This window comes from Novosphingobium anseongense (genome assembly GCF_037482895.1).
In the GTDB taxonomy this organism is placed as follows: Bacteria; Pseudomonadota; Alphaproteobacteria; order Sphingomonadales; family Sphingomonadaceae; genus Novosphingobium; species Novosphingobium anseongense.
In genome coordinates, this window is the sequence record NZ_JBBHJZ010000003.1 from 761,263 (window position 1) to 785,702 (window position 24,440).

Consider the following 24,440-nt stretch of genomic DNA (forward strand, 5'->3'; position numbering starts at 1 on the left):
GGTTTCAAATCATCCCGTGCGCCGTCACCAGCGCTCACCAGGCGCGGGGGATCGACCCGATCTTCTTGGCGGTTTCCGCCTCGATCTCGTTGAGCTGCGCCTGGGTGAGGACCCCCGACGTCAGCAGGGCGCGCATCAATTCGTCGGTTAGCGCGGCGAGGAAATGGAGCTCGGCGCGCTCGGCATTGCGTTCGGAGGCATCTGTATCGTCGGGCTCTTGACCTGGCGGCGCGGACATCTTGCACTCCTGTGTTTGACGGCAGAAGCTATTCCAATCGATGGGAGTTTAGCCAGAACTCAATTCACTCCCTATCGGATCTTTCCATCGGAATGGTTGGTTTCCAGGCGGCAGTTTGCCGCGATGACGCGCGATCACGAGCACGGGATTCCACTCGGGGCAGCACCGGTCAGCTCGGATAGGAGCCATTAACCCAAATCGCGTATCGAGATCGCTTCACGAACGAACGGTTCTGGGAGAATGGGGCGGTGGATCTAGGCACGGGGGGTGAGAGGACCTTCTGGCGCGGCAGCGAGGAAGTCGCACGCGTCCCCGTTGCGGGCTACGTTGCCGGCGACGCTGCCGGCATGCCGCCGCTGGGCACGGCGCCTTTCCTGACCTTTGCGCTGGCCTCGGCCGGCGTCGGTACCTGGCAACTCGATACCGTCAGCGGCCTCTTCGCCATGGACGCGACCGCGAGCAGCCTGCTCGGTTTCGATCCCGTCCCTTATTCGGGCAACACGGCCTTCGATTGGGTGTTGGAGGAGGATCGCGAGCGGATCTGGCAGAGCGCCGGCCAGGCGATCGCACAAGGCGTTCCGCATGAGGTCGAGTTCCGCGTCCGCACGCCCGATGGGGTGGTGCGCTGGCTCTACAGCCTGTCGCGCCACGCCGCCGGGGAGGGCCGGCACGACCGGTATCTCGGCGGTATCGTTTACGACGTGACCCAGCGCAAGGATGACCAGACCGCGCTGCGCGAACGGGAAAAGCACCAGCGTGCGATCGTCGCGAGCCTGCCGGGCGTGGCCTATCGCTGCTCGCTCGAACCGCCTTGGTCGATGGCTTTCATCGGCGGTGCGGTCGAACAATTGACCGGTCATACCGCGGAGGAATTCCTCGACGGCGGGCGCGACTGGATGACGCTGGTTCATCCCGAGGACGTCGAGGACCTGACCGGGGCGGTGACCGCTGCGATCGAGAGCAGGCTGCCGTTCGAACTCAAGTACCGCCTCGTCCGTGGCGATGGCGATGTCCTCTGGGTGCACGAGCGCGGGCGCGCGGCCTATTCCGCCGATGGCGAGCCGCTGTACCTCGACGGCTTCATCCGGGACGTCCATCAGCAGGTCATCGCGGAACGCAAGCTTCGCGAGACGGAAGAGCGCTACCGGCTGGTCAGCCAGGCGGCGATGGAGGTCATCTGGGACCTCGATCTCGCGACGCAGGAGATGACCTTCAACGAGGCGATCACCGCGGTCCTGCGCCACCGGCCCGAGGATGTGCGGCATACGGCGCAGTGGTGGCGCGATCAGGTCCATCCCGACGATTACGAGCGCGTCTCCACGGCGCTGGGCGATCTCGTGGCCGGCAGCGACGGACGCTATGTCGGAGAGCATCGCTTCCGGCGCGGCGACGGCACCTATGCCGACATCTACACGCGTTGCCAGGTCATGCGTGATCCGGCCGGACGGCCCATCCGCTTGGTGGGCTCGCTCATGGACCTTAGCGAACTCAAGCTGTCCGATGCGGCCCTGCGCGAAAGCGAGGCGACCAATCGCAGCATCGTCGAGGCCAGCATCGACTGCGTCATGTTGCTCGCGCTCGACGGCTCGCTCCAGTTCATGAACGGCGCGGGGGCCAGCGGCATGGAAGTGAGCGAGGTCGCCACGCTCTATGGCCGGCCCTGGGACCAGTTGTGGCCTTCGCAGAACCGAGCGCTCGTGCGCAAGGCGCTGGCGAAGGCGCGGGGCGGCGGCATCGGACGGTTCACCGCGGCGGGGCAAACCGTTTCGGGCGACACGCGCTGGGGCGAGGTCGTGATATCGCCGGTGCTCGGGGAGGACGGCGTTCCCGTCAAGCTCGTGGCGATCTCGCGCGACATCACCGACCGGCGCGAGGCCGAGGAGCGCCTGCGCTGGAGCGCGACGCGCGATCCGCTCACGCAACTGCCCAACCGCTCGCTGTTCCAGCGCACGCTCCACGATGCCGTCGCGAAGGCGCGTGAGAGCGAGAGCAAGATCGGCCTGCTGGTGCTCGATCTCGACCATTTCAAGCAGGTCAACGACACCCTGGGCCACGATGCGGGCGACGCGCTGCTGCAGACCGTCGCGACCCGGCTCGAGGCATTCTGCGTGAACCTGCCGGGCGATACCGCGCTCGCGGCGCGCCTGGGCGGCGACGAGTTCGCCGTGATCTTCGACGATATCGCCGACGTGGCCGAACTCGACGCGCGCGCGTCCGAGTTGCTCGACGAACTGCGCCAGCCGGTCACCCATGCCGGTCGCCTGCTCGATTGCCATACGACGATAGGCGCCGCGCTGTTCCCCGATCATGGCGATCAGCAGGAAGACCTGCTCAAGAGCGCGGACATCGCGCTCTACGCCGCGAAATCTTCACGGCGCGGTCGCGCCATGACCTTCCAGCCCGAGCATCGCGCCGAACTGCAGGAGCGGCTGTCGATGATCAACCTCGCGCGCACCGCGCTGCGCGAGGATCGCGTCCTGCCGTTCTATCAGCCCAAGGTGCGGCTCGACGATCTTTCGGTCTACGGCTTCGAGGCCCTGCTGCGCTGGCGGCACGATACGCGCGGCATCCAATTGCCCGGTACCATCAGCGCGGCCTTCGAGGACCTTGAACTCGCCGCGACGATCAGTGACAGCATGATCGATCGCGTCATCGTCGACATGCGCGACTGGCTCGATCGCGGAGTTCCTTTCGGCCACGTCGCGGTCAATGCGGCGGCGGCGGAATTCCGCAGCGACGGCTTTGCCGAAAGCGTGCTCGAAAGGCTCGAACGCGCCGGCGTGCCGCCGCACCACTTCCATCTCGAAGTCACCGAAACCGTGTTCCTCGGCCGCGGGTCCGACTTCGTGCAGCGTGCGCTGAAGATGCTCAGCGACGCCGGCGTGAGCATCGCGCTCGACGACTTCGGCACCGGCTATGCGTCGCTGCGCCACCTCAAGCAATTCCCGGTCGACGTGATCAAGATCGATCGCAGCTTCGTTCAGAACATGGAAACCGACGCCGACGACGCCGCGATCATCGAGGCCGTGCTCAACCTCGCCCGGAGCCTGAAGATCGAGGTCGTCGCCGAGGGCATCGAGACCGCTTCGCAGGCGCTGGCGCTGCAGCGGATGAATTGCCAGTTCGGCCAGGGTTTCCTGTTTTCCCGGGCCGTCGCGGCGAACCACGTTCCCGCGATGATCGCGGCCATGACCGGATCGGAGATCGCCGCCGTGCTTGCGGCGGCCGGTGGCGCGCGGCGCATCGGTCCGGCGCCGAGCTCGACGCGACCGCGGACCTTCGCCGTGCGGGGTGAACGCCCGTGGAGCGACCTCGGCCCGAAGATCCTGCCCGGCGCGGCCGGTCTGAGCGGACCGCGCGGATAGGCGACAGGACCGGCCGCATTCAGCCCTTCACGATCGCCTTCGCGAAAGGGATCGACAGGATCGAGAAATCGAACACCCATTCCGCGGGCCAGGCGCCCGAGGTCACCGCCTCGTACCACTCTTCGATCACGACGCGCTCGACCGCGTTGTAGACGGCGCGGGGCAGGCGCCAGTCGGGTTTGACCGCCCAGAGCACCGGTTGCGTCAGCCGAGGTTCTATCACTGGAATGCCGGTCAGTTCCCCGCGTTCCGCTTCACTGCGATAGGCGCGTTCGGGCAGGATCGTGCAGACCGCCCCCTCGGCGACGAGCCGCTTGGTCAGTTCGATCGAATCGACTTCCATTACCGGTGCGATCTTGATTCCCGCGGCCTCGGCCGCGCGTTCGAGATTGATCCGCAGGCCCGACGGACCCGAGGGCAGGATCAGCGGCGTGTTCTCGAGATCCTGCACCGTCACCTCGCTTTTGGCGAACGGCTGCGAGTTCGGCGCGCCGACGAGCATCAGTGGTTCCGTCAGCACTTGCGCGCGCGATACGCGCTGTTCGGGAATGATCGAAACCAGCACTGCCGTGTCGATCAGCCGTCGCGAGAGATCGAGCGCGAGCTTGCTCGAATCCGCCTCGACGATCCGCAGCGCGATGTTGGGCAGTTCGGCGCGCAGGCGGGCAATAACGCGCTGACCGAACAGTTCTGAAATCGACGGCGGCATGCCGATCGTCAGCGAGGCCTTGATCTGGGTCGAGTAGGATCGGGCGCTGCGCAGCGCGGTTTCGATCTCGCTCAGCGGCAGTTCGAGCGCGTCCTTGAGGAACTGCCCGGTGTCGGTCAGTCGCAGGCCGCGCGGCGATCGTTCGAACAGTTGCGCGCCGATGTCGGCTTCGAGCAACTGAATCTGCCGGGTCAGTGCTGGCTGCGCGATGCCATAGGACTGCGCCGCGCGGCTGATCGAGCCTTCGGCGGCGGTGCCGAGGAAGTAGCGGAGGCGACGCAGGTTCACGCCCACATCATACCCATTCGGACATACCGGCTCCAGCCATATCGCGTTGAGGTTATGATCGGATGACCGGGGCGGAAACCGGCTTCCATGGCGATCCGGTTGCCGCGGTTCCACGTCGGGGCACCGTTTGACGCAGAACCGCGACCCTTGCACGCTAAGCCCTTGTTGTTGAACGCTGTCTGGGCGCTTCGTTGTGCGTCCTTCAGAAAGCGAGAAGGAAGCAGGCGTGCGGAACCGCAAGACGCGACACGCCGTTGCAGCAGGATGGACAGGCGAATCGACGTACTCGTGCAGCGGATGACCGCGGCGGCAGAAGCCCAGGATTTCGAGGAAGCCCGCCGCCTGCGCGACGAGATCAATCTGCTACGCGGCGGCGCCACCGCGGCAGAGGCCGCGCAGGCGGATACGTCAGGGCTCAAACGACAGCAGGCCGGCGCGATGGGGATCGGCACCAGCCAGCCGAAGCCGGTCCGGCCTCCGGGCTGGAAGCCGCCACGCAAGCCCGATCCGATGACATCCAACACATCGGGAAGGCGGCGTTAGGGCCGTTTGTCGGGAGCCTCCGCGGCGATCGACCGTTCCCTAGCAAACGAAAGGACGATTTCATGCTCAAGCTTCTCACTCTCGGTGCCCTGGGTTATGCTGCCTATCGCTATATCGAACAGCGGAAGGTCGGTGCCGGCGAGGTCCGGCTGGCGGGCGGTCCGCTCAGCAAGCGGGCCGCGGTCCAGTCCTCGCCCGACCTGGTCTGAGGCGATTGCCGCTCCGCTCTCGGGCGGGGCGGCGCAAGGTGGCGCGCGATGTCGGAGGCCCAACGACAGTTCTACCTCGAGCAGGCACAGGTCTGCGAGCGCGCTGCCGCAGACGTGGACGATCCTGCAAAGCGCCGGGAACTGCTCGATCGTCGCGACACCTGGCTGACGCTCGCCCAACTGATCGCCCCGCCGCGACGCTTCGGGTGGGACCTGGATAGGGGTTCGCAGGAGCGCTAGAAGGCCGAGGTCACGCCGAATTCCGCCGCGACGCGCCGATAGTCGTAGATCTCCACGGGCGACACGTTGCGCTCCCAGCGAAGCCGGACCAAAGGCGCGAAGGAACCGACCTGGAGCGTTCGCAAGGTTGCCGCGAGACTGGCGCTGTAGCGATCTTCGGCGCGACGGCGCGGGAACAGCGACAGGCGCCGGTCTGCTTCGAGCCGGCTGTAGCCGGCGCTGGCGACCAGCGTCGTGCGACCGATCTCACGGAACAGATAAGCGGAAACGCCCGCGGTGACGTTCGAATAGCCGGGGTCGCGCGCCGTCTCGCGCGTCGCCTGGATTTGCAGGCCGGCGCCGAACTTCGGGGTCAGCGCGCGGTCGAGCGCGGCCGAGAGCGAGAAGCTGCGCGAATCCTGCAGGTCGTTGAACTTGTTGTCGATGCGCGCGACTGTGCCCTCGGCGCGCAGTTGCGAGCGCTTGCCCGTGGGATGCTGCCAGGTGGCGCCGGCGCTCCAGGCGGTCGAGAAAGGCTGCTGCCCGTACCAGCGCCAGACAGGACCCATGGACAGCGCGACACGATCGGTGCCGATCGCATATTCGGGGCCGAACTGCGCGCTCACGATAATGTCGTTGAACGCGGCGTCGCGATAGAGATTGCCGCTTGCCGACAGGCGCGCCAGCAGATCGGTGCGCGCGCCGAGGCGGTGGCGATAATAGGTCTGGCCGCGCAGGTTGAGGCCGAGCCCCGAGCGCGCCTTGGCGTCCTCGTTGATCGCGAAATTGCCGATAACCGTGCCGAGCGAGTCCGCGCGCGTGGCGCGGTTGATGTTGCTATCGGGCGCCAGCGCGATCTCGATCGAACCGCCGAACGGCTTTCGCGAGCTCAGCGCGTTGGCATAGAAGCGCACGATCTGTTCGACCTCTGGTGGCAGTCCGGCGGCCGAGGCCGCGCGGAATTCGCGTTCGGCCGCGCGCAGGTTGCCGAGCTGCGCGTGCATCCGCGCGAGTTCGAGCCTGACGGCGGGCAGGTCGGGCTTTTCGTCGAGGATGCGTCGGAATTCGATCGCGGCTTCGCGATACTTGCGCTGGCCATCGGCCAGCATCCGCCCCAGGCGGAACCGCGCTTCGGTGCGGATTTCGACATCGCGATGCCTGGCGAGCGCACGATAGGCCGCTTCGGCAGTGACGAAATCGCCGGCGTCGCGCGCCTGGTCGGCAAAGTCGAACAGTTCGGCGGGCGACAGGCCGACGACAGCGGCGCTCGCAGGCCTCTCCTGCGCGCGAGCCGCGGACACGGGAAGCAGCAGCGCGCCGGCCAGGCAGCAGGCGCGCAGGGCACGGAGCGCGGGGCGGGCCACGCAGGTCACGATGGGCGGATCACCTTGGACAGAGTTCGGACGCCGGGGCGGGGGCGGCCGACCCGAAGGCCGGCCACCCCACACCGTCACGGTTGCTTGAAGCCCACCGCCACACCGGTGATATCGATCGTCGACGTGTTGATGAAGAAGGTGAAGCCGGTCTCTTCCGCCGCGGGCCCGAAGAAGGCGCCGTGGAAGTCGCCGCCTTGCGTGAAGGTTCCGCTGTAGTTCGGACTGCCGCTGGTGATAGAGCCCGAGCCGTTGAAGTTGCCGAAATCCTTCGACTTGTTGGCGACGTAGTCATAGCCGATCAGGTTCATCAGCAGGTTGAGGCTGCCCGAGCCGAAGTTGACCGAAAGGTTGCCCGTCGATTCCCCTTTGAGGAAATCGTAGGCGGTGCCCGCAAAGCCCGAGGCCTCGAAGCCGTTGGCGCCGATGCCGCCGTCGAGCTTGTAGGTCGCGGAGCCCGTCGTCGGCATGGTCTGCGTGCGGTTGCCCCAGAGCTGCCACTGCAACTCGTTGCGCGTGGAGATACCGCTGCCGCTGAGCACGTTCCAGATCGAGATCGTCATGTAGGACATCTTGATGCCCTGGTAGGTGCCCGGGCCGACGATCGAGATCGTATGCTTGCGGCCGGCCTCTTCCTTTTCGTAGCCGGTACCCATGGTCTGGCCGAAAATCCCGCCCGAGCCGTCGAAGGTGCCCGTGCGGTTGATGTTCGACGGCGCCATCGTGATGCTCAGGCCGTCGCTGCGCTTGAACGTGTAGCTGTCGCTCGCGGCGTTGTAGTCGATCGTCGTGCCGGCACCGAAGCGTTCGGCCTTCTGGTCGCCGTAGATCGTCGTACCGCCCGAAGCGAATTGCGCGGTCGCGGCGCTGTAGCTCGTGTTGGCCGTCGCCCCTAGCCGCATGGCGGCCGAACCCGATGCCATCGGCGTGGGCGTGGGCGTGGGTGTCGGCGTAGGGGTTGGCGTTGGCGTTGGCGTTGGTGTCGGAGTGGGCGTCGGTGCCGGGGTCGGAGTGGGCGTCGGTGCCGGGGTCGGAGTAGGCGTCGGCGCCGGAGTCGGCGCAGGTGTCGGAGCCGGCGTGGGCGCCGGCGTCGGAACGGGCGTGGAGTTGATGCCGTCGTTGTTGCAGGCGCCCAGCGCCACGGTCATGGCGATTATCGACGCTCTCAGCGAGCCACTGTTCATGATGTCATTCCCCTGTTGAACTGCGAAGGGACGCGCGTCTTGCGTCCGGTACGAAGTCCGGCGATCCCGCAGGTGCCGGCCCGTCGCTGCGCCCGTTCAGCGACGATCGCGGTGGAAATCCCGGGTCGTCACCGCATGGATGACGTGGCTTCGCTCGGCCGTCACAGCGGGTGCGCCGCTCGCGAGTGTTCGCGGCAGGCGATGCCCATACCCCTGTGATCTGCCCGTTCTTGCCCCCGCGGTCCGATCCGCTCGCCGGTTCGTTCACCGGCGCGAGAGCAGATTTGCCGCGCGCGCGCGCTTCGTCACCCCGCGTTCAGGGGGTCTGTGGGCAATTAAGTGCCTGCCGGGACGGGCAATTGTACGTGCAGGCGCGAGACGAAGCCGCCTGCAGGTGCCAGCCATGAGAAGTCTCCGCCCGCAACGGTCGCACGATCGCGGATGTTGACGAGCCCTGCGCCGGTCGCCGGGCCGTGCGGGTCGAAGCCCTTGCCGTCGTCCTCGATTACCAACGACAGTTCGCCGGCCTCGAGCGTGATCGAGACCCGCAGCAGGCTGCACTCGGCATGCTTGATCGCATTGCTCACCGCCTCGCGCACGATCGAGCGGACCGTGTGCAGTCGCGCCGCGTCGAGCACCGCTTCGGCCGAGGGTGCCTGCCAGTCGAGCCGGATGCCCTTGGTCTCGAGCCGCTCGGCGGTCTCACGGCGGATAGGGACAAGTGCCTCGCCGATCGGCAGGTCCTGCTGACCAGTACCGTTGATGATCCCGCGCAGGTCCGAGAGCGTGTCGCGGATAAGGCGGTCCTTGCGATCCGAGCGCGGGCTATGCAGCGCATCGAGCAAGGTCGCGCCGACGTGATCGTGGATGTCCTGCGCGATGCGCTTGCGCTCGGTCGCCGCCCCCGCGTCGAAGGCGCCGCGGTTGCGCACGAGGTGATCGAACATCGCCGCGAGGTCGTTGGCAAGATCGACATCGGCGCGATTGAACAGGTGTCGGCCGCGTTGGGCATTGGCCAGGCGCAGCGGCGGCACATCGCCCGCGGCGGGAACGATCAGGACCAGGCCGTCCTGGGCGAGGCGGGCTTCGGCAGTCTCGCTACAGTCCGCTTGCAGTGTGCTTTCGAGCGGATCGTAGATGCTTTGCAGCAACCTGGTCCAGGCCTCGCCGCGCGCCTCGGCGCCGTCCTGGAAGGCCGCGTCGGCGAGCCGCTGGAACCGCCCGCGCGTGTCCAGCGGGCGGCGGACCACGAGCCGCCCCCAGAGCAGGCCGCGCAAGGGCAGCCAGACCAGGCCGCAGACGAGCAGCGCCAGGCCGATCGACAGCCCCGGCGACAGGTGCAGCACCAGCAGGAACAGCATGTCGAGCACCACCAGCATGACCAGCGACAGCATCCAGGTCATCGTCCGCGCCCACCACTCGCCGAGGTCGAACAAGCGATAGCGGATGATGCCGAAGGCGAGGCCGGCATAGACCGGCACGAACAGCAGGAAGCCGAAGGCCTGCATCTTCGAGGTGTCGATGCCGAACATCTGCGGCACGAAGATCAGTGCCGCGAAGGCCGAACAGCCGACCAGCCAGGACAGCAGGAACCATTGCAGCGCGGCGCGCGCGACCGGATCGAAACGGGTTCCGCGCCATTGTACGGCGGCGAGCGCGAAGGTCGCGATCAGGCCGACGAAGACGAGCGCGCGGCGTGCGAAGACCATCGAATCGAACAGACCGACCTGTTGCGCCACGAACCAGCCGACGAACAGCGCCACCACCGCGCGGCCGATCCAGGCTGGGGCGATCGCGCGCGGGTAGTAGAGCATCAGCGCGACGAGCGCGGCGATGAACAGGCTGCCGCCGAAGAAGTTCATGTCGCTGAAGAAGCGGAACGGCGCGGAAGCCATGGCCAGTTCGCGCGTGCCGTAGACCGCGGCGAAGGGGGAGAAGACCAAGGTGCTAGCACCGCTGAGCAGCAGGTAGCGCGCGCTGCGCAGCTCGCTGCGGAAGACCCAGATCGACCCCGCGATCAGCCAGGCAACGAGCCCGACGAAGAGCGCCACCCAGAATTCGGTGGGCAGGTCGCCGATCGGTCGCTGGGGCAGCGGTGTCACCGCCCAGATGCCCTCTTGCGCCCCGAACAGCTCCACCCGCGGCGCGCGCATCACCGCCGCCAACGCGTCCTGCCGGGCAAGGAAGGTCTCGTAATCGGCAAAGCGCGGCAGGTTGCCGTCGGGCTCGATCAGCAGGTCGCCGGCGGTCAGATCGATCCGGCTGGTGCCGTCACCGATCGCTGTCAGGTGGGCGCCGAGTGGCACTGCGCGCGAAGGCCCTTGGACGCGTGCCGCGACGGTGGACCCATGCCCGTCGACGGCCAGCTTGAGCCCGAGCCAGGGTTGCGAGACCGCGAAATAGAGCACCGCGCAGGCGCACAGTAGTCCTATCGCGACCACGCCGATCATGCGGTCGCCTGGTGTCAATCTCCGTATCACCCGCACCCCCATGCGTGTTCTTGCCCGTCTCGGAGGCTACGCCGTAATCCGCCGAGAGAAACCCCCCAAATCGGGGATGTTCAATATGTTGGATGTGCTAATCTGGCGCGATGGGGGAACAGATCGACGCGCGGCTGTGCTTGCTGGTCGAGGATCAGGCGGCGACGCGCGCCTGGCTGAGAGAAGCCATCGAGCTGGCCTTTACCCCGGTGACCGTGGTTGAGCAGGTTACGGTGAAAGGCGCGCTGCAATGGCTCCACGCGCCCGAGCGCACGCGAAGGGCCCCCTGGCTGGCGATCGTCGATCTCGGCCTGCCCGATGGCCGCGGCATCGAGATCGTCAGGGCCGTGATCGCGACGTCGCCTGCGACCCAATGCGTCGTCGCGACCATCTACGGCGATGACGCACACCTGATCGAGGCGATCACCGCGGGTGCGCAGGGCTACATCCTGAAGGAAGAGAACCGCGATCAGATCGTCGCGACGCTCCAGCGGATCGAGCGCGGCGAGCCGCCGCTTTCGCCCTCGATCGCCCAGCGCATCCTCGCGCTGTTCCGCGCGCCGGCAGCGCCGAGCGCCAACGAGGCGGGCCTCAGCGCGCGCGAGACCGAGACCCTGGCGCTGATCGCGCGCGGGCTGACCGTGTCCGAGGCGGCGGGCAAGCTCGGCCTCTCGACCAATACCGTCGCCGGCTACGTCAAGCTGATCTACCAGAAGCTGGGCATATCGAGCCGTGCCGAAGCCACGCGCGAGGCGGTGCGGCGCGGCCTGGTCTGATCAGGCGACCGCCAGCGGACGCGGCAATTTGCGTGGGCGGGCCGCACTCATCCGGCCGCCGCCGACCAGGGTCTGCAGGTCGATCAGCGCGCGCGCCAGGCCCAGGCCATAGGGCGCGGCGATGTAGCGCGGCTGCCAGACGGGTGCGAATTTCTCCTTGTAGGCGCGCAGCCCCTCGAAGCGGTAGAGCCCGCCGGCATGGCGGTAGATCAGCCCGCCGAGCCGCGCCCAGATCGGCGCCAGGCGGCGCGCCTCGAGTCCCGACAGCGGCGCGAGGCCCAGGTTGAACCAGTGGAAACCCTGGTCCTTGCCCCATTTCATCAGCTGGACGAACAGATAGTCCATCGTCCCATAGGGCATGGCCTCGGCATGGCGCATCAGGTCGACCGACAGTTCCTCGCGGTCGCTCGTGGCCCAGATGTTGGCGAAAGCGACGATGCGTCCCTGCTGCCGCACCACCGCGCAGTCGAAGCGCGCGATATAGGCGGGATCGAAGCGGCCGACCGAAAAGGCTTTCTCGGTCTGGCCCTTGATCGCCAGCCAGCCGTCGGACAGCGCGCGCAATTCGTCCATCAGCAGCGGCACCTCGGCCGCGGCGACGATGGCGAAGCTGCCGCCCTCCCGCTCGGCACGCCGCTCGGCGTGGCGCAGGTCCTTCATCCCCGGTCCATCGAGCGAGAAGCCGGCCAGCGGCACGCGCGCCTCCTCGCCGTACTTGAGCAGCTGCAGGCCGAGGTCGACGGCGATCGGCATGGCCTCGATGCCGATCTGGTAGAGCAGCAGCCGCCCCTGCGCCTGGTCGGCCATCTCGCGGATGCGCCAGAGCAGGTCGGCCCATTCGTCCCTGGGGCCCAGCGGATCGCCCATGACGATCCAGCTCTGCCCCTGGATCTGGTACATCAGCACCGCCTCGCCCGAAGGCGAGCGCAGGAAGCGCTTGTCGCCGGTCAGCGCCAGCAGCGCCTCGCTGCGCGGACTGCGCGCGATCGCCGCGGCGCTGGCGGCGACGTCCATGTCGCCCGCCAGCGCCTGCGGCCGCGCGTGGCCGAACAGCCAGGTCGCGCCGAAGCAGACGAGCATGACCGCGATGCCGAAGGTCGCGCGCAGGAAGCGCGAGGCGTCGCCGTTCCAGGCGAATTCCCACCAGAGGTCGTTCTGATAGTCGACATGGCGATAGGCGAAGAAGCCGATCCAGACGGTCAGCGCGAGGCAGGTCGCGACCGCGGCGATCGGCCCAGGATAGCGCAGCGCGGCCGAGAGCACGGTGCGACGATAGAACGCTGGCCGCGCCATCTGCAGCACCCCGGCCATGACCAGCAGGATTGTCGCTTCCTCATAGTCGAAGCCCTTGGCCAGCGAGAAGCCGGCGCCGGCCAGGAGCAGCGCGCGGGTCAGCACGAAGGCGGCGTCGACGCGGCGGAACAGCGCGGGGGCAAGCAGCAGCAGGCCGGTGCCGGCCAGGCTTGCGGCGATGTGCGAGGCTTCGACGAACGGCAGTGGCAGGACATGGCGCAAGGCGTGCAGGCGTGTGGGAATGGCGGGCAGCGAGCCCGAGATCAGCAGCACGCCGCCGCCGAGGAAGGCCATCGCCGCGAGGAAGGCAGGCGAGATGCCGCGCAGGACCATATGCATCGCATCGAGCGGCGCGCGCAGCCGGCGTCGTTCGTGCAGCCCCAGCAATACCGCGGCGATCGCCAGCGGCAGCAGGTAGTAGATCACGCGATAGAGGATCAGCGCGGCCAGCAGTCGGGCCGGTTCGATCCCCGGCAGCGCGGCGACCATGACCGCCTCGAACACGCCCAGGCCGCCTGGCAGGTGCGAGAGCAGCGCGACGATCATCGCCAGCGCATAACCTAGGAAGAAGGCGGGGAACTGATCGGGCGTAGCCCCGCCGACCAGCACGTAGAGCGCGGCGCTGGCGGCGGCGAGATCGAGCGCGGCGAGCAGCGGCTGCACCGCCGCCTGGCGCGGGCTGGGGCGCGGGAAGCTCCAGCGCCAGAGCGTGATCGTGCCGCCGCCGCGGCGCCCAATCCAGACGATCGCACCAGCGAGTAGCGCCAGCAATAGGCCGCCGATCGCACGCTGCACTGCGGGATCGAGCGACCAGCCCGCCATTTCCAGCGCAGTCGGGTGGATCAGCAGCGCGGTCGCGGCCATGGCGATCACGCCGCTCCAGAAGGTCAGGCTGGTGATCGCGATCACGCGCAAGATGTCGGCAGGTTCGAGCCCTGCGGCCGTGTAGACGCGATAGCGCGCCGAGCCGCCGGTCAGCAGCGCGAAGCCCAGGTTGTGGCTGAGCGTATAGGAGGTCAGCGAGGCGAGCGCGGCGGTGCGATAGGGCAGGGGGCGGCCGATCATGCGCAGCGCCAGCACGTCGTAGAGCGTCAGCAGGAAATAGCTCGTCGCGGTGAGTGCGAGGGCCGCGGCGATCTGCCAGCCGGCGAGCGCGGCCAAGGCGCGACGGATGTCGGCGAGGTGGACCTCCTCGACGAGCGCGTGCAGCGCGGCGAGTGTCAGCAGCCCGACCGCGAGCACCGCGAGCAGTTCGAGCGAACGGCGATGCCGGGTCAGGAAGGTCATCTTGGTCCTTTCGCGCGCCCGCTCACACGCGGTGCCAGTCCTGCGATTTGCAGATGATGCCACCGAGGATGCAGCCGCTGATCTTGAGGTCGTTCGCGCCGCGCTGCTCGATCGTCGAGACGAAGGTCCGGCCCATGTCGGGCACATAGACCTCGCCGCGGTAGAGCCCGCGGCCGGTCGCGCGATAGCCGCGCAGCAGTTCGGTTCCGATCAGCCGCCCGGTGCCGCCATCGCGGGCGTCGGCCTCGGCCTGTGGCGCGGCCCAGACCACCCAGCCGCAGAGTTGGCCGATGGCGCCTGCGGGGCATGGGCCGGTCTGGACCTTCACCGAACCGTGCGGATTGATCCAGGTGCCGATCGCCTCGAAGCCGACCGTCGGCATTGGCGTGGCCTCGCCGTTGGTCGCAAGCAGGGTCATGGCCGCCGCGGCCAAGGTCGGAAACGTCCGGGTCATCGCTATCCTCCAGTCCGGTCTGGACCGGCCTGTGCTGCACGCAGGCTTTCGCCCCGATGGCTCGATCGCGAACTTTTGGTAATGTCGGCAGGCTGCGGACCGGTCTCCGCGATCTTGCGGCGCAGGGCGGCATAGAGCGCATCGGCGTCCCAGTGCAGCGGATGGCCACCGGGCAGGGCCACGCGCTCGACATTGGCCTGGCGCAGGTGCGGGCAGAGGCTGTCTTCCTCCTCGCGGCCCTGGATGCAGATCACCGGCGCCCAGGTGAGCTGGCGCGCCGTCGGCAGCGCCTGCGCGTCGGGCCTGGCCCAGTTGAACAGCTCGGCGGGCGAGGCGCGGAAGATCACGGTATCACCGGGCACGACCAGGGCGACCATCTGCACGCGCCGGCGCAGATCTTCGGGCAGGCCGGTGGCGCCCACCTGCAGCATGTCGGCGCCGAACGACTGCCCGATCAGGATCACGCGATCGGCTTGCGCAAAGGCGAGGCCCCGCCGGATAGAGCGGGCGATGAAGGCCTGGACTTCGCCCGGGCTGTGCTTGCGACGGAATTCGACCAGCGAGCTGACGCCGAGCACGGGAACCCCGTCGGCGGCGAGCCGGTCAGCGATTTTCGGTCCCATGCCGACGCGGAAGCCCATGTCGCCCGAGAACAGCACGGCGACGGTACGCGGTGGAGCGAGCGCGACCGCGGCTCGTCCAGCAGGGACCTCGAAATAGGTGCCGCCGCCGAAATAGCCGATATGGCCGAGCCAGCCGGAGAAGCCGGCCAGCACGGCCGCGGCGAGGGCGAGACGGGTTCTTCCTTTTCGCGTCATGGCAAGAGATCCTACAGCCTTCTCCCAAGCTCCGCACATGACCGATCGTTCATCCTTCGCGCGGCCGGGCGCCATCATCTTTTCGTATGAAACGCGGGTGATTGGGCTGTGTCGCGGCGGTCAAGGTGGCCGCCGCATGACCAAAGGTTAAGTTGAACGCGGCGGCCTTTCCGACGATTTTCGAAGTCAGCGGCAGGGAGCCAATTCCGGTCGGACCCGCCGCTGAAAGAACAAAGGAATCGTCATGAACAAGAAGACGCTGATGCTCATCGCCGCGCTGACCCTGGGTGGCGCCGCGACCGCCAATGCCGCGACCACGACACCTGCCGCTCCGGCCAAGGCGCCCAAGGCACACAGCCACGCCGCGCCGGTTCACCACGCCGCGGTCGCCAAGCCCAAGGCCAGCAAGCGCAGCTGATCCCGTCCCTACCTCTTGCGGGGGCGTCCCCTTGCGCCCCCGCAATGGTTCCAGTCGTGCGAGGAAGGATGCGCGGTACCAGAGGACCCCTGCGCCGACCCCAGCGCCATCGCCCGAGCTTGACCCCATGGCTCGCGTTGTTCCTCTCCCCCATTGTCGCGTTGCTCCTGCTTCTCTCGCATGCCGGCAGCCTTTGGCTCGATCGCGGCGCTGCCCATCCCAAGGGTGCCGCGATCTTGCCGGGGCTCACCGTCGAGGCCGCTTCATCCCTGCGCGGCCCGCTCGTCGTCACCAGCATTCGCTCGAACAGCCCGGCGACGGGTCGCGGCGTGGCCGTGGGCGATGCCGTGGTGGCGATCGACGGTGAGCCCATCTTCTCGCTGGATCAGGCGCGGCGCAGCCTGCAAAAGGACAAGGCCGGCACGGTGGCGCTGCGGATACTTCACGGTCGCGAACTTCGTGAGGTTCGGCTGGCCCTCTGATCGGGGACGCCAAGGAGACGGGCATGGGTCATAAGCTGCTGGTGGTCGAAGACGACGCGGCCACCGCGACTTACATCGCCAAGGGCATGACCGAGGAAGGCTTCTCGGTAGACCATGCCGACAACGGCCGCGACGGCCTGTTCCTCGCGACCGATGGCGCCTACGACGCCATCGTGCTCGATCGCATGCTGCCGGGCATGGATGGCATGGCCGTGCTGGCCGCATTGCGCGCCGCGGGCATCGAGACGCCAGTGATCATTCTCTCAGCGCTCGGCACGCCCGACGATCGCGTCGCCGGTCTTACGGCGGGATCGGACGACTATCTCACCAAACCTTTCGCCTTCGCCGAGCTCCTGGCGCGTGTCCGCCTGCTCATGCGCAAGCGCGGGCCGGGACCGGCGGTTATCACTACGCTCTCGTGCGACGATCTCGAGATGGACTTGCTCTCGCGCAAGGTTCGCCGCAGCGGCAAACCGGTCGAATTGCAGCCGCGCGAGTTTCGCCTGCTCGAATACCTGTTGCGCCACGTCGACCAGGTCGTCACCCGCACCATGCTGCTCGAGGGCGTGTGGGACTATCATTTCGATCCCGGAACCAACGTGATCGACGTCCATATCAGCCGCCTGCGCCGCAAGATCGATGACGGCGCCGACCATCCGCTTCTTCATACGGTGCGCGGTGCCGGCTATCGCCTTGGCAGTTCGGCCTGACCATCGTGCGCTGGGGCATTCCGATCCGGTCGATCACCGCGCGTATCATCCTGCTGGCTTTCGCGCTGCAGTTCACGGTCACGGGTGGGGTGCTCGTTTTCGTCCAGCAGGCGAGCCAGCGTGCGCTCGCGGCCGAGCAGCGCGAGTCGATCGACGAACTGCGCGATGAACTCGCAGCCGCTTGGCGTGTTGGTGGAAGTGCCGAACTGCGCGGCCTGATCGAGGACCGCCTCGAAGCCACCCACGGCGCGGTCGCGGTGATCCTCTATGCCCGGGCCGACGGCACGCCGATCGCCGGCAATCTCAGCGCCTGGCCCACGGTGATCGCGCCGACGACGTCTTGGCGCACGATCGACCTTTACCGCACCGGCAGCGACCAGCCCGAACGCATGGGCGTGACCGCGATCCGCCTGGCTGACGGCAGCCGTTTGCTGACCGGCCACGTCATCGAAGCCAACCTGCTGATCGCGCGGGTCAATCGCGAGGCGATGCTGGCCGCGCTCGCGGCCAGCCTGGTCATGGCGCTGCTCGGCGCGCTGATCATCGGCCGCGCGCTGTCGCGCCGGATCGAGACGATCGCCGCCACCGCTCATGCGGTCGGCGAGGGCGCTCTGGCCGCGCGAGTGGAAACCAGCGGCAGTGGCGACGCCTTCGACGTCCTCGGTAATTCGATCAACGCCATGCTCGATCGCATCGAGGCGCTGGTTTCGCAGCTGCGCCTGATCACCGATGGCCTTGCCCACGATCTGCGCTCGCCCGTCACACGCATGAAGTCGCTGATCGAGCGGGCGATCGTCGATACCCGCGATCCCGAGGCGCTGGTCTCGCTCGATCGCGTAGCGCAGGAGGCCGAAGCGCTGCTGGCGATGCTCTCCACCGCGCTTCAGATCAGCCGCGCCGAGGCCGGTATCGGCCGCGAGCGGTTCACCGCGGTCGACCTCCCCGGCCTGCTCGAGGATCTCGTCGAAATCTACGGGCCGCTGGCCGAGGACGAAGGCTTCACGCTGGCGGCGGAAGCGCCGGCAGGTCTGCAGGTCATGCTGCATCGCGAATTCGTCAGCCAGGCGCTGGGCAACCTGATCGAGAATGCGCTCAAATATGCCGCGGGTGGCAGGCGAATCGTCCTGACCGCGCGCGAGCGGCGCGGCACCTTGCTGCTGGAAGTGGCCGACGACGGCCCGGGAATCGCGCCCGAACAGCGCGAAGAGGCCCTGACCCGCTTCGGTCGACTCGATCCTGCGCGCCATCTGCCCGGTTCCGGATTGGGCCTTTCGCTGGTGAGCGCCGTCGCGCATCTCCACGGCGGCACGGTCGAGCTCGACGACAATCGTCCGGGCCTGACCGTGACGATGTCTCTCCGCGATCTGCCGCGGCCGACACGATCGGCATAGCGTTCACACGCGATGGGCGCTTGGGTCGCTCCACCCCATTAGGACCGCACGTCGGAGAGGGGGCAATGTAGAATCCCGGCGTCCGGCGGATGGTTTGATCGCTTGAAGTTGGCGTCCGACGTCGCGTTCGATCCCTGACATGATCCCAGAAGCTTTTCTTGTTTTCTGTGGAAGCCAAGGCACTCACTGACTTACACGATTGGCCGCGAGCGCTTCATCGACTGGCGATTGTTAGCCGTCGCTGGGCGAGAGACGTGCTGAAGTCGAGTGGGAGTCGAGGAATTATGGATCACGCGGTGCGCTGGAGGCGGTCGGACAAGGTTGGCCATCTCGCGTTCTGTCGATCTAGCAAGCGTAATGCGCTGCGGATGACGGACTGGGCAAAGCTGTCCGACATGCTCGAGGTGATCTCGAAGGCGGGAGTCCAAGCGTTGATTATCGAGTCGTTGGACCCGGAGGTTTTCTCTGCTGGTTCGGATCTCGTCGAAGTCGAAGCTTTTAGCAAAGAGCCAGGCGATGCCGCTCCTTTTGCGATCGCGATGCAGCGGGTGATGCAGCAACTCGGCGCGGGACCGATGGTTACCTTGGCCGCCATTGCGGGACCTTGCCATGGCGCCGGCGTTGCGATCGCTATGGCTTGCGATATTCGGGTAGCAGGTCCGCGCGCGACATTCTCGATCCCACCTGCAAAATTCGGAATCTCCCATCCGAGCGGTGACATTCGCCGACTCGCCAGGCTCGTGGGTCCAGGGCAGGCCGCTCGTCTGTTGTACAGCGCAGAAACCATCGATGCCCAGGAGGCGGCGCGTATCGGCCTGGTCGATCTTCTCGATGACGATGTCGCGGCGCGCTGCCAGGACCTTGCCCAGAAGATCGCGGCGAATTCAGGAGAGAGTATCACGCTGCTCAAAGGTGCGCTCGATCGGGATCTGTTGGCGGCAGGACCGGATCAGCAGTTTCTCGACGGTTTTCGGACCGCAGACTTCCTGAGGTTTGCAGGACGAAATCGAGGCCAGGTCTGACAGACCCGAAGGCCTTGATTTTCGCCCGACGGCTGCAAGCGACGCCTCCGTCGTCCGACGTCCAGTCGCCGAACAGCGACGCCGTACCTTCGATGGAAGTGGGCGTAGCATCATAGTTTGCTGGCGCTTGGGAGCTTGGTCGGGCAAGGGGCCGCCGAAATCGCGTTTTTGTCGTTGCGGCCTCGCCGCCATACGACACGTTTCAGGAAAATAGCGGGCTTATGACTAGCAACGATTACGGTGCGGATGAGGACATGCCGGTTATCGATCTCGACAAGGGCTCGATTCAGCGGCTGATCGCGCGTGCGAAGCACCGCGGCGTTATATCGGCCAAAGAGCTCGATGCTGCGCTGCCACGTGAGCAGATGTCGACCGACCAAATCGAAGACGTGATGGCGGCGATTTCCGAGATGGGCATCAACATCGTCGAGAATGACGATGAGACAGATCCCGATGCTGATCCGTCCGGTGACAGTGATTCCGATGATGATGCGGAGCAGGATCGCGGTGGAGCTGACGACGAGGCGATCGCGGCGCGTGGGGGCAGCAAGAAGGCGGAGACTGCTGGCCGTTCCGACGATCCAGTACGCATGTACCTGCAGGAGATGGGCGCGGCCGAGGTGCTCAGCCGCGAGGGTGAGGCAGCGATAGCCAAGCGCATCGAGTGCGGTCGCGACACGATGATCCTGGGCCTCTGCGAGAGCCCGATCACGTTCCACGCGATCATCCAGTGGTCCGAAGCGCTCAACAACGGCGAGATGCAGCTGCGCGAGATCCTCGATCTCGACGCGATGCTCTCGAAGGAGCCTAAGCCCGAGAACCTCACCGAGGACGGCGAGGAAGACAACGGCGAGATCAGCGAAGCCACGGCCGGCCCGTCCTACAAGGAAGAGGAAGAGCCCGAGGAAGAGCCCGCCGCCGACGAGGACGAGGACGGCATCGAACGCCGCGCGCGTCGCCCGGTCGAGGAAGAGGAAGAGGACAACACCCTCAGCCTCGCGCAGATGGAAGCGCAGCTCAAGCCCGAAGCGCTCGAGAAGTTCGCCAGCATCACCGACCTGTTCCGCAAGTTCGAGAAGATCCAGGGCGATCGCCTCGACGCGATGGGCCTGGGCAACGATTTCCCCGCGGCCAAGGAAAAGTCGTACCAGCAGCTGCGCGAAGACCTCACCGCGCAGGTCGAGTCCGTGCAGTTCCACGCGACCAAGATCGAATTCCTGGTCGACAACCTCTATGCCTTCAACCGGCGCCTGACCACGCTTGGCGGCCAGATGCTGCGCCTCGCCGAACGCCACAAGGTCAACCGCAAGGACTTCCTCGACAGCTACCTCGGGCGCGAGCTCGACGACAACTGGCTCAAGGACATGTCCAGGAAGGACAAGAAGTGGGGCGCCTTCGCCGACAACGAGGCCGAGGCCGTCGAGCGCATCCGCGCGGAAGTGTCGGACATCGCCTCGGCCACGGGCATGTCGCTTCCCGAGTTCCGCCGCATCGTCAACATGGTGCAGAAGGGCGAGCGCGAGGCGCGTATCGCGAAGAAGGAGATGGTCGAGGCCAACCTGCGCCTCGTGATCTCGATCGCCAAGAAGTACACGAACCGCGGCCTGCAGTTCCTGGATCTCATCCAGGAGGGCAACATCGGCCTGATGAAGGCGGTCGACAAGTTCCAGTACCGCCGCGGCTACAAGTTCTCGACCTATGCCACCTGGTGGATCCGTCAGGCGATCACCCGCTCGATCGCCGATCAGGCGCGCACGATCCGTATTCCGGTCCACATGATCGAGACGATCAACAAGCTGGTCCGCACGAGCCGCAAGTTCCTTCACGAAGAGGGCCGCGAGGCCACGCCCGAGGAAATGGCCGAGCGTCTGTCGATGCCGCTCGAGAAGGTGCAGCGGGTTCTGAAGATCGCCAAGGAGCCGATCAGCCTCGAGACGCCGGTCGGCGACGAGGAGGACAGCAATCTTGGCCAGTTCATCCAGGATGCCAATGCCATCATCCCGGTCGACGCGGCGATCCACGCGAACCTCAAGGAGATGATTACGCGCGTCCTGGCTTCGCTGACCCCGCGCGAGGAGCGTGTGCTGCGCATGCGCTTCGGCATCGGCATGAACACCGATCACACGCTCGAGGAAGTCGGCCAGCAGTTCTCGGTCACGCGCGAACGCATCCGCCAGATCGAGGCCAAGGCGCTGCGCAAGCTCAAGCACCCGAGCCGGTCGCGAGCCATGCGCGCCTTTCTCGAATAGGAATCTCGTTGCTGCTGAGCGCTCGACGTCCTTGGTCATTAGCGACCTGGGTCAAGGGTATCTAAGGTCCCCTGGCTACACCACCGATGGGCCAGGGGATTTCGCCGGCATAGCGGCCGGTCGAATGGGTCTCAGCAGTCTCCAGTATCCGGCGTCTTTGGGCTCGAACCATCGGCTCCGCGTGCAGCGACCCGTCCATCGCTGGTGAGTGACCGCGGCAAATATTCTGCTCGCCCTGGTGACCAAAGTGGCGCGCTCGGCGAATAAGGAATCATGCGTCTGCATTCGATTCCTTCCCTGGTGAGCCGGCCAAGCCGAGGCGGTACAAGGTCCGTGCACCGGGAAGAGTCGTCCGGCGAATGGGCCGGGCTGATGGCGGCTGCTCAGGATGGCAACGGCGGCGCATATCAGCGGTTGCTGGCCGAGGTCTCAGGCTGGCTGAAGCGTTATTTCGCCCGCCGGCTCCCCAGCGGCGAAGTCGACGATGCGGTTCAGGAAACCCTGCTCGCCATTCATCGGCGACGGCACACCTACGATCCGCGCCAACCGTTCGGACCCTGGTTGGCCGCGATCGCGAAATACAAGTGGATCGACCAGCTGCGCATGCTCGGCCGTCATTCGTCCGATCCGCTGACGGACGAAATCGCCACCGGCGACCACGAGACGGCGGTGATCAGCGCTTCTGTCCTAACCGGCCTCCTAGTGGAGCTTCGCCCCGCTCAGGCGCGTATGATCATGCTCGTCAAGCTGCAGGGTTACAGCATCGAAGAGGCGTGCCGCCAGACCGGTCAGTCGCCCTCCGCCGCCAAGATGAACGTCCACCGCGGTCTCGCCCGCCTCACCAAGACAATCGAGCAGAGCCATGACGTCGAATGACACCCTGATTCTCAGCCTGTCGGCCGATCTCGTTCCGGTGCGGCGGCGGAGCCTATTGCGCGAGGCTGCCTTGCTGGTGTCGCTCGTCCTGGCGGAATTTGGCGTGCTCCTCGCCTTGGGTCTGATACGCCCCGACATGCCCCAGGTGATCGGTTCTGGCTTCATGGTCTGGAAACTCGGGAGCCTGGTGGTGCTTGCCGCTGCTTGCGGTGCCATCGCGCTGCGCTCTTTCGCACCGATGGGATGGCCGCGGCGCGGACTGACCGGTGCGTTCGCTCTCGTGGCAGCAGCCTTGATCGCAGGATTGTTCCTCGTTCGCATGCCCGAAGACGCCGGGGCCCTCTTCGACCGCTTGATGCCGGAACATGGACTTATCTGCGCGACGGCCATTGTCGTCCTGTCATTGCCCCTGATGGCCTTGCTGGGCGCCATGATGCGACGCGCCGCGCCAATTCATCCGAAACGCAGCGCACTGGCTTCCGGGCTCGCAGCCGCAAGCTGCGGCGCGCTGATCTTCGCCTCCTGCTGTCCCATGAACGATCCCCTCTATATCGCCGTCTGGTACCTCGTGGGATGCGGTGCGGTGACCGCGGCGGCGCGGTGGCTCTTGCCCCGAAGGTTCCGCCTCTAACAGCGCGCCGCGCCCGGCGGCGTCGAGGCCGCCTCATCCCGCTCCACAAGACGTTGCACGATGCTTGCCCGCGAGCGGGCACGGCAGCCGCATTCCCCGTCCAATTGATGAAGAGAGACCACAATGAGCCCTGCCACTGCCGCTGAACGCACGAACGACACCTGGCTTCGGAACTACTATGCTGGACGCGCCGTATTCTCGCTACTGTGGGTCCTTCTGGCCTATACGGTGGGGAGTGCCCATCCGGCGGTCTCGGCCGTGCTGATCGTGGTCTATCCAGCCTGGGACTGTCTCGCCAACTACTTCGATGCCATGCGTAGCGGCGGCTTGCGGGCCAACCCTTCGCAGCGCTTGAATGTCTTCGTCAGCGCCCTGGTTACCGTCGCTGTCGGCGCCACGGTCGCCCGCGATTTTCACGCGGTGATCGGCATAATTGGCATCTGGGCGTCGCTCACGGGCATCCTGCAACTTGCGACCGCCCTGCGCCGATGGAAGACTGCCGGCGCGCAGTGGCCGATGATTCTCAGCGGTGCTCAGTCTGCGCTCGCCGGAGCGTTCTTCGTCAAAATGGGGTTCGACGCTGCGACGCGACCGAGCGTGACGAGCGTTGCGGGCTATGCTGCGGTGGGCGCGGTGTATTTCGCGATCTCGGCTGCCGCGCTGTCGCTGTCCGTGAGGAAGAGAACGGCGAGCGGGACTGAGTGAGCGAACGGTATGGTCGCGGTCATGGCGTTCGAGCCGACAAGGCGCTCTTGGCGTCTGCGAAAAGCGGCCGCCCATCCATATCTCGAGTTGGTCGAAAGTCAGAAGACGAGAGAACGTCCGCCACGGCCGAATACCGGGCTTGGCGGAAATGGGCTGACGCAGATACGGAAAGCATTGGCCTGCCTACGCAGAGATAAAACAAGCCGGCGGTAAGGCCACTCTGATGATTCCGGGGATTTTCGGGCTGTCCGCGATTTGATAAAAAACGCACCATGGCCGAGAATAAAACCAAGCCGACCGAGGCGTCTGTCGCCGACTTTCTCGAAGGTGTCGTCCCCGCCGCAAGGCGCAACGATGCCCAGCGCATTTGCCATTTGATTGCCAAGGTCACCTGTCAACCGCCGGTGATGTGGGGCAGTTCGATCGTCGGCTTCGGCATCCACCATTATCGCTATGCGAGCGGGCGCGAGGGCGACATCTGTCGCGTCGGTTTTAGCCCGCGCAAGGCAGCGACAGTTCTTTACCTTTCCTGCGACCTCGACCGCCATCGACCGATCCTTGACCGGCTTGGAAAGCACGAACGCGGTGTCGGTTGCCTTTATATCAAGCGGCTCGAGGACTTGGACCTGCAGGTTCTCGAAGAGCTGGTAGCCACAGCGTGGCGCGACGGATAAGTTCGCAATCGCCGACATTCCGGCCGTTCGACGGTTCGAGGCCGCT

23 protein-coding genes are annotated in these 24,440 nt (G+C 66.4%); 15 read left to right on the forward strand and 8 right to left on the reverse strand.

From position 1 onward, the window contains the following. Window positions 1-34: 34 nt before the first annotated feature. The gene (locus WG901_RS17595) at window positions 35-238 is read right to left on the reverse strand and encodes a hypothetical protein (RefSeq protein WP_339588390.1); all 204 of its coding nucleotides are present in this window, start codon (window positions 236-238) and stop codon (window positions 35-37) included. Window positions 239-486: 248 nt separating this feature from the next. Between WG901_RS17595 and WG901_RS17600 the strand changes: the two genes are divergently transcribed. Then, entirely contained in the window at window positions 487-3,603 is a 3,117-nt protein-coding gene (locus WG901_RS17600) for an EAL domain-containing protein (protein WP_339588391.1), read from the forward strand. A gap of 19 nt (window positions 3,604-3,622) precedes the next feature. Here WG901_RS17600 and WG901_RS17605 read toward each other — a convergent pair whose 3' ends face one another. Further along, the gene (locus WG901_RS17605) at window positions 3,623-4,600 is read right to left on the reverse strand and encodes a LysR family transcriptional regulator (protein WP_339588392.1); all 978 of its coding nucleotides are present in this window, start codon (window positions 4,598-4,600) and stop codon (window positions 3,623-3,625) included. A 264-nt stretch (window positions 4,601-4,864) separates the two neighbouring features. Between WG901_RS17605 and WG901_RS17610 the strand changes: the two genes are divergently transcribed. From WG901_RS17610 to WG901_RS17620, 3 genes are all read left to right on the forward strand, one after another. After that, complete coding sequence (locus tag WG901_RS17610; RefSeq protein WP_339588393.1) at window positions 4,865-5,143, forward strand: UvrB/UvrC motif-containing protein; 279 nt, start codon at window positions 4,865-4,867, stop codon at window positions 5,141-5,143. A gap of 62 nt (window positions 5,144-5,205) precedes the next feature. After that, on the forward strand, window positions 5,206-5,352 hold the full coding sequence (locus tag WG901_RS17615) for a hypothetical protein (RefSeq protein WP_339588394.1): 147 nt from the start codon (window positions 5,206-5,208) through the stop codon (window positions 5,350-5,352). 48 nt (window positions 5,353-5,400) lie between these two features. Further along, window positions 5,401-5,592, forward strand: a complete 192-nt coding sequence (locus WG901_RS17620; RefSeq protein WP_339588395.1) for a hypothetical protein — start codon at window positions 5,401-5,403, stop codon at window positions 5,590-5,592. On the opposite strand, the gene WG901_RS17625 is transcribed toward WG901_RS17620, so the two are convergent. The 3 genes from WG901_RS17625 to WG901_RS17635 form a co-directional block, all read right to left on the reverse strand. Beyond that, window positions 5,589-6,944, reverse strand: a complete 1,356-nt coding sequence (locus WG901_RS17625) for a surface lipoprotein assembly modifier (RefSeq protein ID WP_339588396.1) — start codon at window positions 6,942-6,944, stop codon at window positions 5,589-5,591. The two genes, WG901_RS17620 and WG901_RS17625, sit on opposite strands and share 4 nt — an antisense overlap. 77 nt (window positions 6,945-7,021) lie before the next feature. After that, a complete protein-coding gene (locus WG901_RS17630; RefSeq protein ID WP_339588397.1) occupies window positions 7,022-8,128 on the reverse strand; it encodes a HupA family protein in 1,107 nt (368 codons plus the stop codon). Between the two features lie 335 nt (window positions 8,129-8,463). Further along, window positions 8,464-10,578 (reverse strand): ATP-binding protein, encoded by a 2,115-nt coding sequence (locus tag WG901_RS17635; protein ID WP_339588398.1) that lies wholly within the window; start codon window positions 10,576-10,578, stop codon window positions 8,464-8,466. Window positions 10,579-10,718: 140 nt separating this feature from the next. On the opposite strand from WG901_RS17635, the gene WG901_RS17640 reads away from it, so the two are divergent. After that, window positions 10,719-11,384: a response regulator transcription factor gene (locus WG901_RS17640; RefSeq protein ID WP_339588399.1), complete on the forward strand. Its 666-nt coding sequence runs from the start codon at window positions 10,719-10,721 to the stop codon at window positions 11,382-11,384. Here the strand turns inward: WG901_RS17640 and mprF are convergent, their stop codons facing one another. Genes mprF through WG901_RS17655 form a run of 3 tightly spaced genes read right to left on the reverse strand, consistent with a single transcriptional unit; the run spans window position 11,385 to window position 15,236 of the window. Next, a complete protein-coding gene (gene mprF / locus WG901_RS17645) occupies window positions 11,385-13,964 on the reverse strand; it encodes a bifunctional lysylphosphatidylglycerol flippase/synthetase MprF (protein WP_339588400.1) in 2,580 nt (859 codons plus the stop codon). 22 nt (window positions 13,965-13,986) lie between these two features. Next, window positions 13,987-14,418 (reverse strand): DUF2147 domain-containing protein, encoded by a 432-nt coding sequence (locus tag WG901_RS17650; RefSeq protein WP_339588401.1) that lies wholly within the window; start codon window positions 14,416-14,418, stop codon window positions 13,987-13,989. 2 nt (window positions 14,419-14,420) lie between these two features. Beyond that, window positions 14,421-15,236, reverse strand: coding sequence for an AcvB/VirJ family lysyl-phosphatidylglycerol hydrolase (locus WG901_RS17655; protein WP_339588402.1), 816 nt, complete (start codon window positions 15,234-15,236; stop codon window positions 14,421-14,423). A 244-nt stretch (window positions 15,237-15,480) separates the two neighbouring features. Between WG901_RS17655 and WG901_RS17660 the strand changes: the two genes are divergently transcribed. From WG901_RS17660 to WG901_RS17705, 10 genes are all read left to right on the forward strand, one after another. Then, window positions 15,481-15,654: a hypothetical protein gene (locus WG901_RS17660; RefSeq protein ID WP_339588403.1), complete on the forward strand. Its 174-nt coding sequence runs from the start codon at window positions 15,481-15,483 to the stop codon at window positions 15,652-15,654. Window positions 15,655-15,815: 161 nt separating this feature from the next. After that, window positions 15,816-16,136, forward strand: a complete 321-nt coding sequence (locus WG901_RS17665; RefSeq protein ID WP_339588404.1) for a PDZ domain-containing protein — start codon at window positions 15,816-15,818, stop codon at window positions 16,134-16,136. A gap of 23 nt (window positions 16,137-16,159) precedes the next feature. Further along, complete coding sequence (locus WG901_RS17670) at window positions 16,160-16,846, forward strand: response regulator transcription factor (protein ID WP_339588405.1); 687 nt, start codon at window positions 16,160-16,162, stop codon at window positions 16,844-16,846. A gap of 5 nt (window positions 16,847-16,851) precedes the next feature. Continuing rightward, window positions 16,852-18,237, forward strand: a complete 1,386-nt coding sequence (locus WG901_RS17675) for a sensor histidine kinase (RefSeq protein WP_339588406.1) — start codon at window positions 16,852-16,854, stop codon at window positions 18,235-18,237. Window positions 18,238-18,521: 284 nt separating this feature from the next. Next, window positions 18,522-19,259: an enoyl-CoA hydratase/isomerase family protein gene (locus tag WG901_RS17680; RefSeq protein ID WP_339588407.1), complete on the forward strand. Its 738-nt coding sequence runs from the start codon at window positions 18,522-18,524 to the stop codon at window positions 19,257-19,259. A 221-nt stretch (window positions 19,260-19,480) separates the two neighbouring features. Next, on the forward strand, window positions 19,481-21,508 hold the full coding sequence (gene rpoD / locus WG901_RS17685; protein WP_339588408.1) for an RNA polymerase sigma factor RpoD: 2,028 nt from the start codon (window positions 19,481-19,483) through the stop codon (window positions 21,506-21,508). 333 nt (window positions 21,509-21,841) lie between these two features. After that, window positions 21,842-22,384: a sigma-70 family RNA polymerase sigma factor gene (locus WG901_RS17690; protein ID WP_339588409.1), complete on the forward strand. Its 543-nt coding sequence runs from the start codon at window positions 21,842-21,844 to the stop codon at window positions 22,382-22,384. After that, the gene (locus WG901_RS17695; RefSeq protein ID WP_339588410.1) at window positions 22,371-23,015 is read left to right on the forward strand and encodes a DUF1109 domain-containing protein; all 645 of its coding nucleotides are present in this window, start codon (window positions 22,371-22,373) and stop codon (window positions 23,013-23,015) included. The genes WG901_RS17690 and WG901_RS17695 overlap by 14 nt, the downstream gene beginning before the upstream one ends. Before the next feature lie 123 nt (window positions 23,016-23,138). Next, on the forward strand, window positions 23,139-23,720 hold the full coding sequence (locus WG901_RS17700) for a DUF308 domain-containing protein (protein WP_339588411.1): 582 nt from the start codon (window positions 23,139-23,141) through the stop codon (window positions 23,718-23,720). A 272-nt stretch (window positions 23,721-23,992) separates the two neighbouring features. Beyond that, window positions 23,993-24,394, forward strand: coding sequence for a DUF1801 domain-containing protein (locus WG901_RS17705; protein ID WP_339588412.1), 402 nt, complete (start codon window positions 23,993-23,995; stop codon window positions 24,392-24,394). Window positions 24,395-24,440: the final 46 nt, after the last annotated feature.

Bases quoted from the DNA above. Each gene is read 5' to 3' on its own strand.
- WG901_RS17650 (WP_339588401.1), bottom strand. From the start codon at position 14,418: ATGACCCGGACGTTTCCGACCTTGGCCGCGGCGGCCATGACCCTGCTT.
- WG901_RS17640 (WP_339588399.1), top strand. From the start codon at position 10,719: ATGGGGGAACAGATCGACGCGCGGCTGTGCTTGCTGGTCGAGGATCAG.
- mprF (WP_339588400.1), bottom strand. From the start codon at position 13,964: ATGACCTTCCTGACCCGGCATCGCCGTTCGCTCGAACTGCTCGCGGTG.
- WG901_RS17620 (WP_339588395.1), top strand. From the start codon at position 5,401: ATGTCGGAGGCCCAACGACAGTTCTACCTCGAGCAGGCACAGGTCTGC.
- WG901_RS17595 (WP_339588390.1), bottom strand. From the start codon at position 238: ATGTCCGCGCCGCCAGGTCAAGAGCCCGACGATACAGATGCCTCCGAA.
- WG901_RS17610 (WP_339588393.1), top strand. From the start codon at position 4,865: ATGGACAGGCGAATCGACGTACTCGTGCAGCGGATGACCGCGGCGGCA.
- WG901_RS17660 (WP_339588403.1), top strand. From the start codon at position 15,481: ATGAACAAGAAGACGCTGATGCTCATCGCCGCGCTGACCCTGGGTGGC.
- WG901_RS17635 (WP_339588398.1), bottom strand. From the start codon at position 10,578: ATGATCGGCGTGGTCGCGATAGGACTACTGTGCGCCTGCGCGGTGCTC.
- WG901_RS17655 (WP_339588402.1), bottom strand. From the start codon at position 15,236: ATGACGCGAAAAGGAAGAACCCGTCTCGCCCTCGCCGCGGCCGTGCTG.
- WG901_RS17705 (WP_339588412.1), top strand. From the start codon at position 23,993: ATGGCCGAGAATAAAACCAAGCCGACCGAGGCGTCTGTCGCCGACTTT.
- WG901_RS17670 (WP_339588405.1), top strand. From the start codon at position 16,160: ATGGGTCATAAGCTGCTGGTGGTCGAAGACGACGCGGCCACCGCGACT.
- WG901_RS17630 (WP_339588397.1), bottom strand. From the start codon at position 8,128: ATGAACAGTGGCTCGCTGAGAGCGTCGATAATCGCCATGACCGTGGCG.
- rpoD (WP_339588408.1), top strand. From the start codon at position 19,481: ATGACTAGCAACGATTACGGTGCGGATGAGGACATGCCGGTTATCGAT.
- WG901_RS17615 (WP_339588394.1), top strand. From the start codon at position 5,206: ATGCTCAAGCTTCTCACTCTCGGTGCCCTGGGTTATGCTGCCTATCGC.
- WG901_RS17680 (WP_339588407.1), top strand. From the start codon at position 18,522: ATGGATCACGCGGTGCGCTGGAGGCGGTCGGACAAGGTTGGCCATCTC.
- WG901_RS17695 (WP_339588410.1), top strand. From the start codon at position 22,371: ATGACGTCGAATGACACCCTGATTCTCAGCCTGTCGGCCGATCTCGTT.
- WG901_RS17700 (WP_339588411.1), top strand. From the start codon at position 23,139: ATGAGCCCTGCCACTGCCGCTGAACGCACGAACGACACCTGGCTTCGG.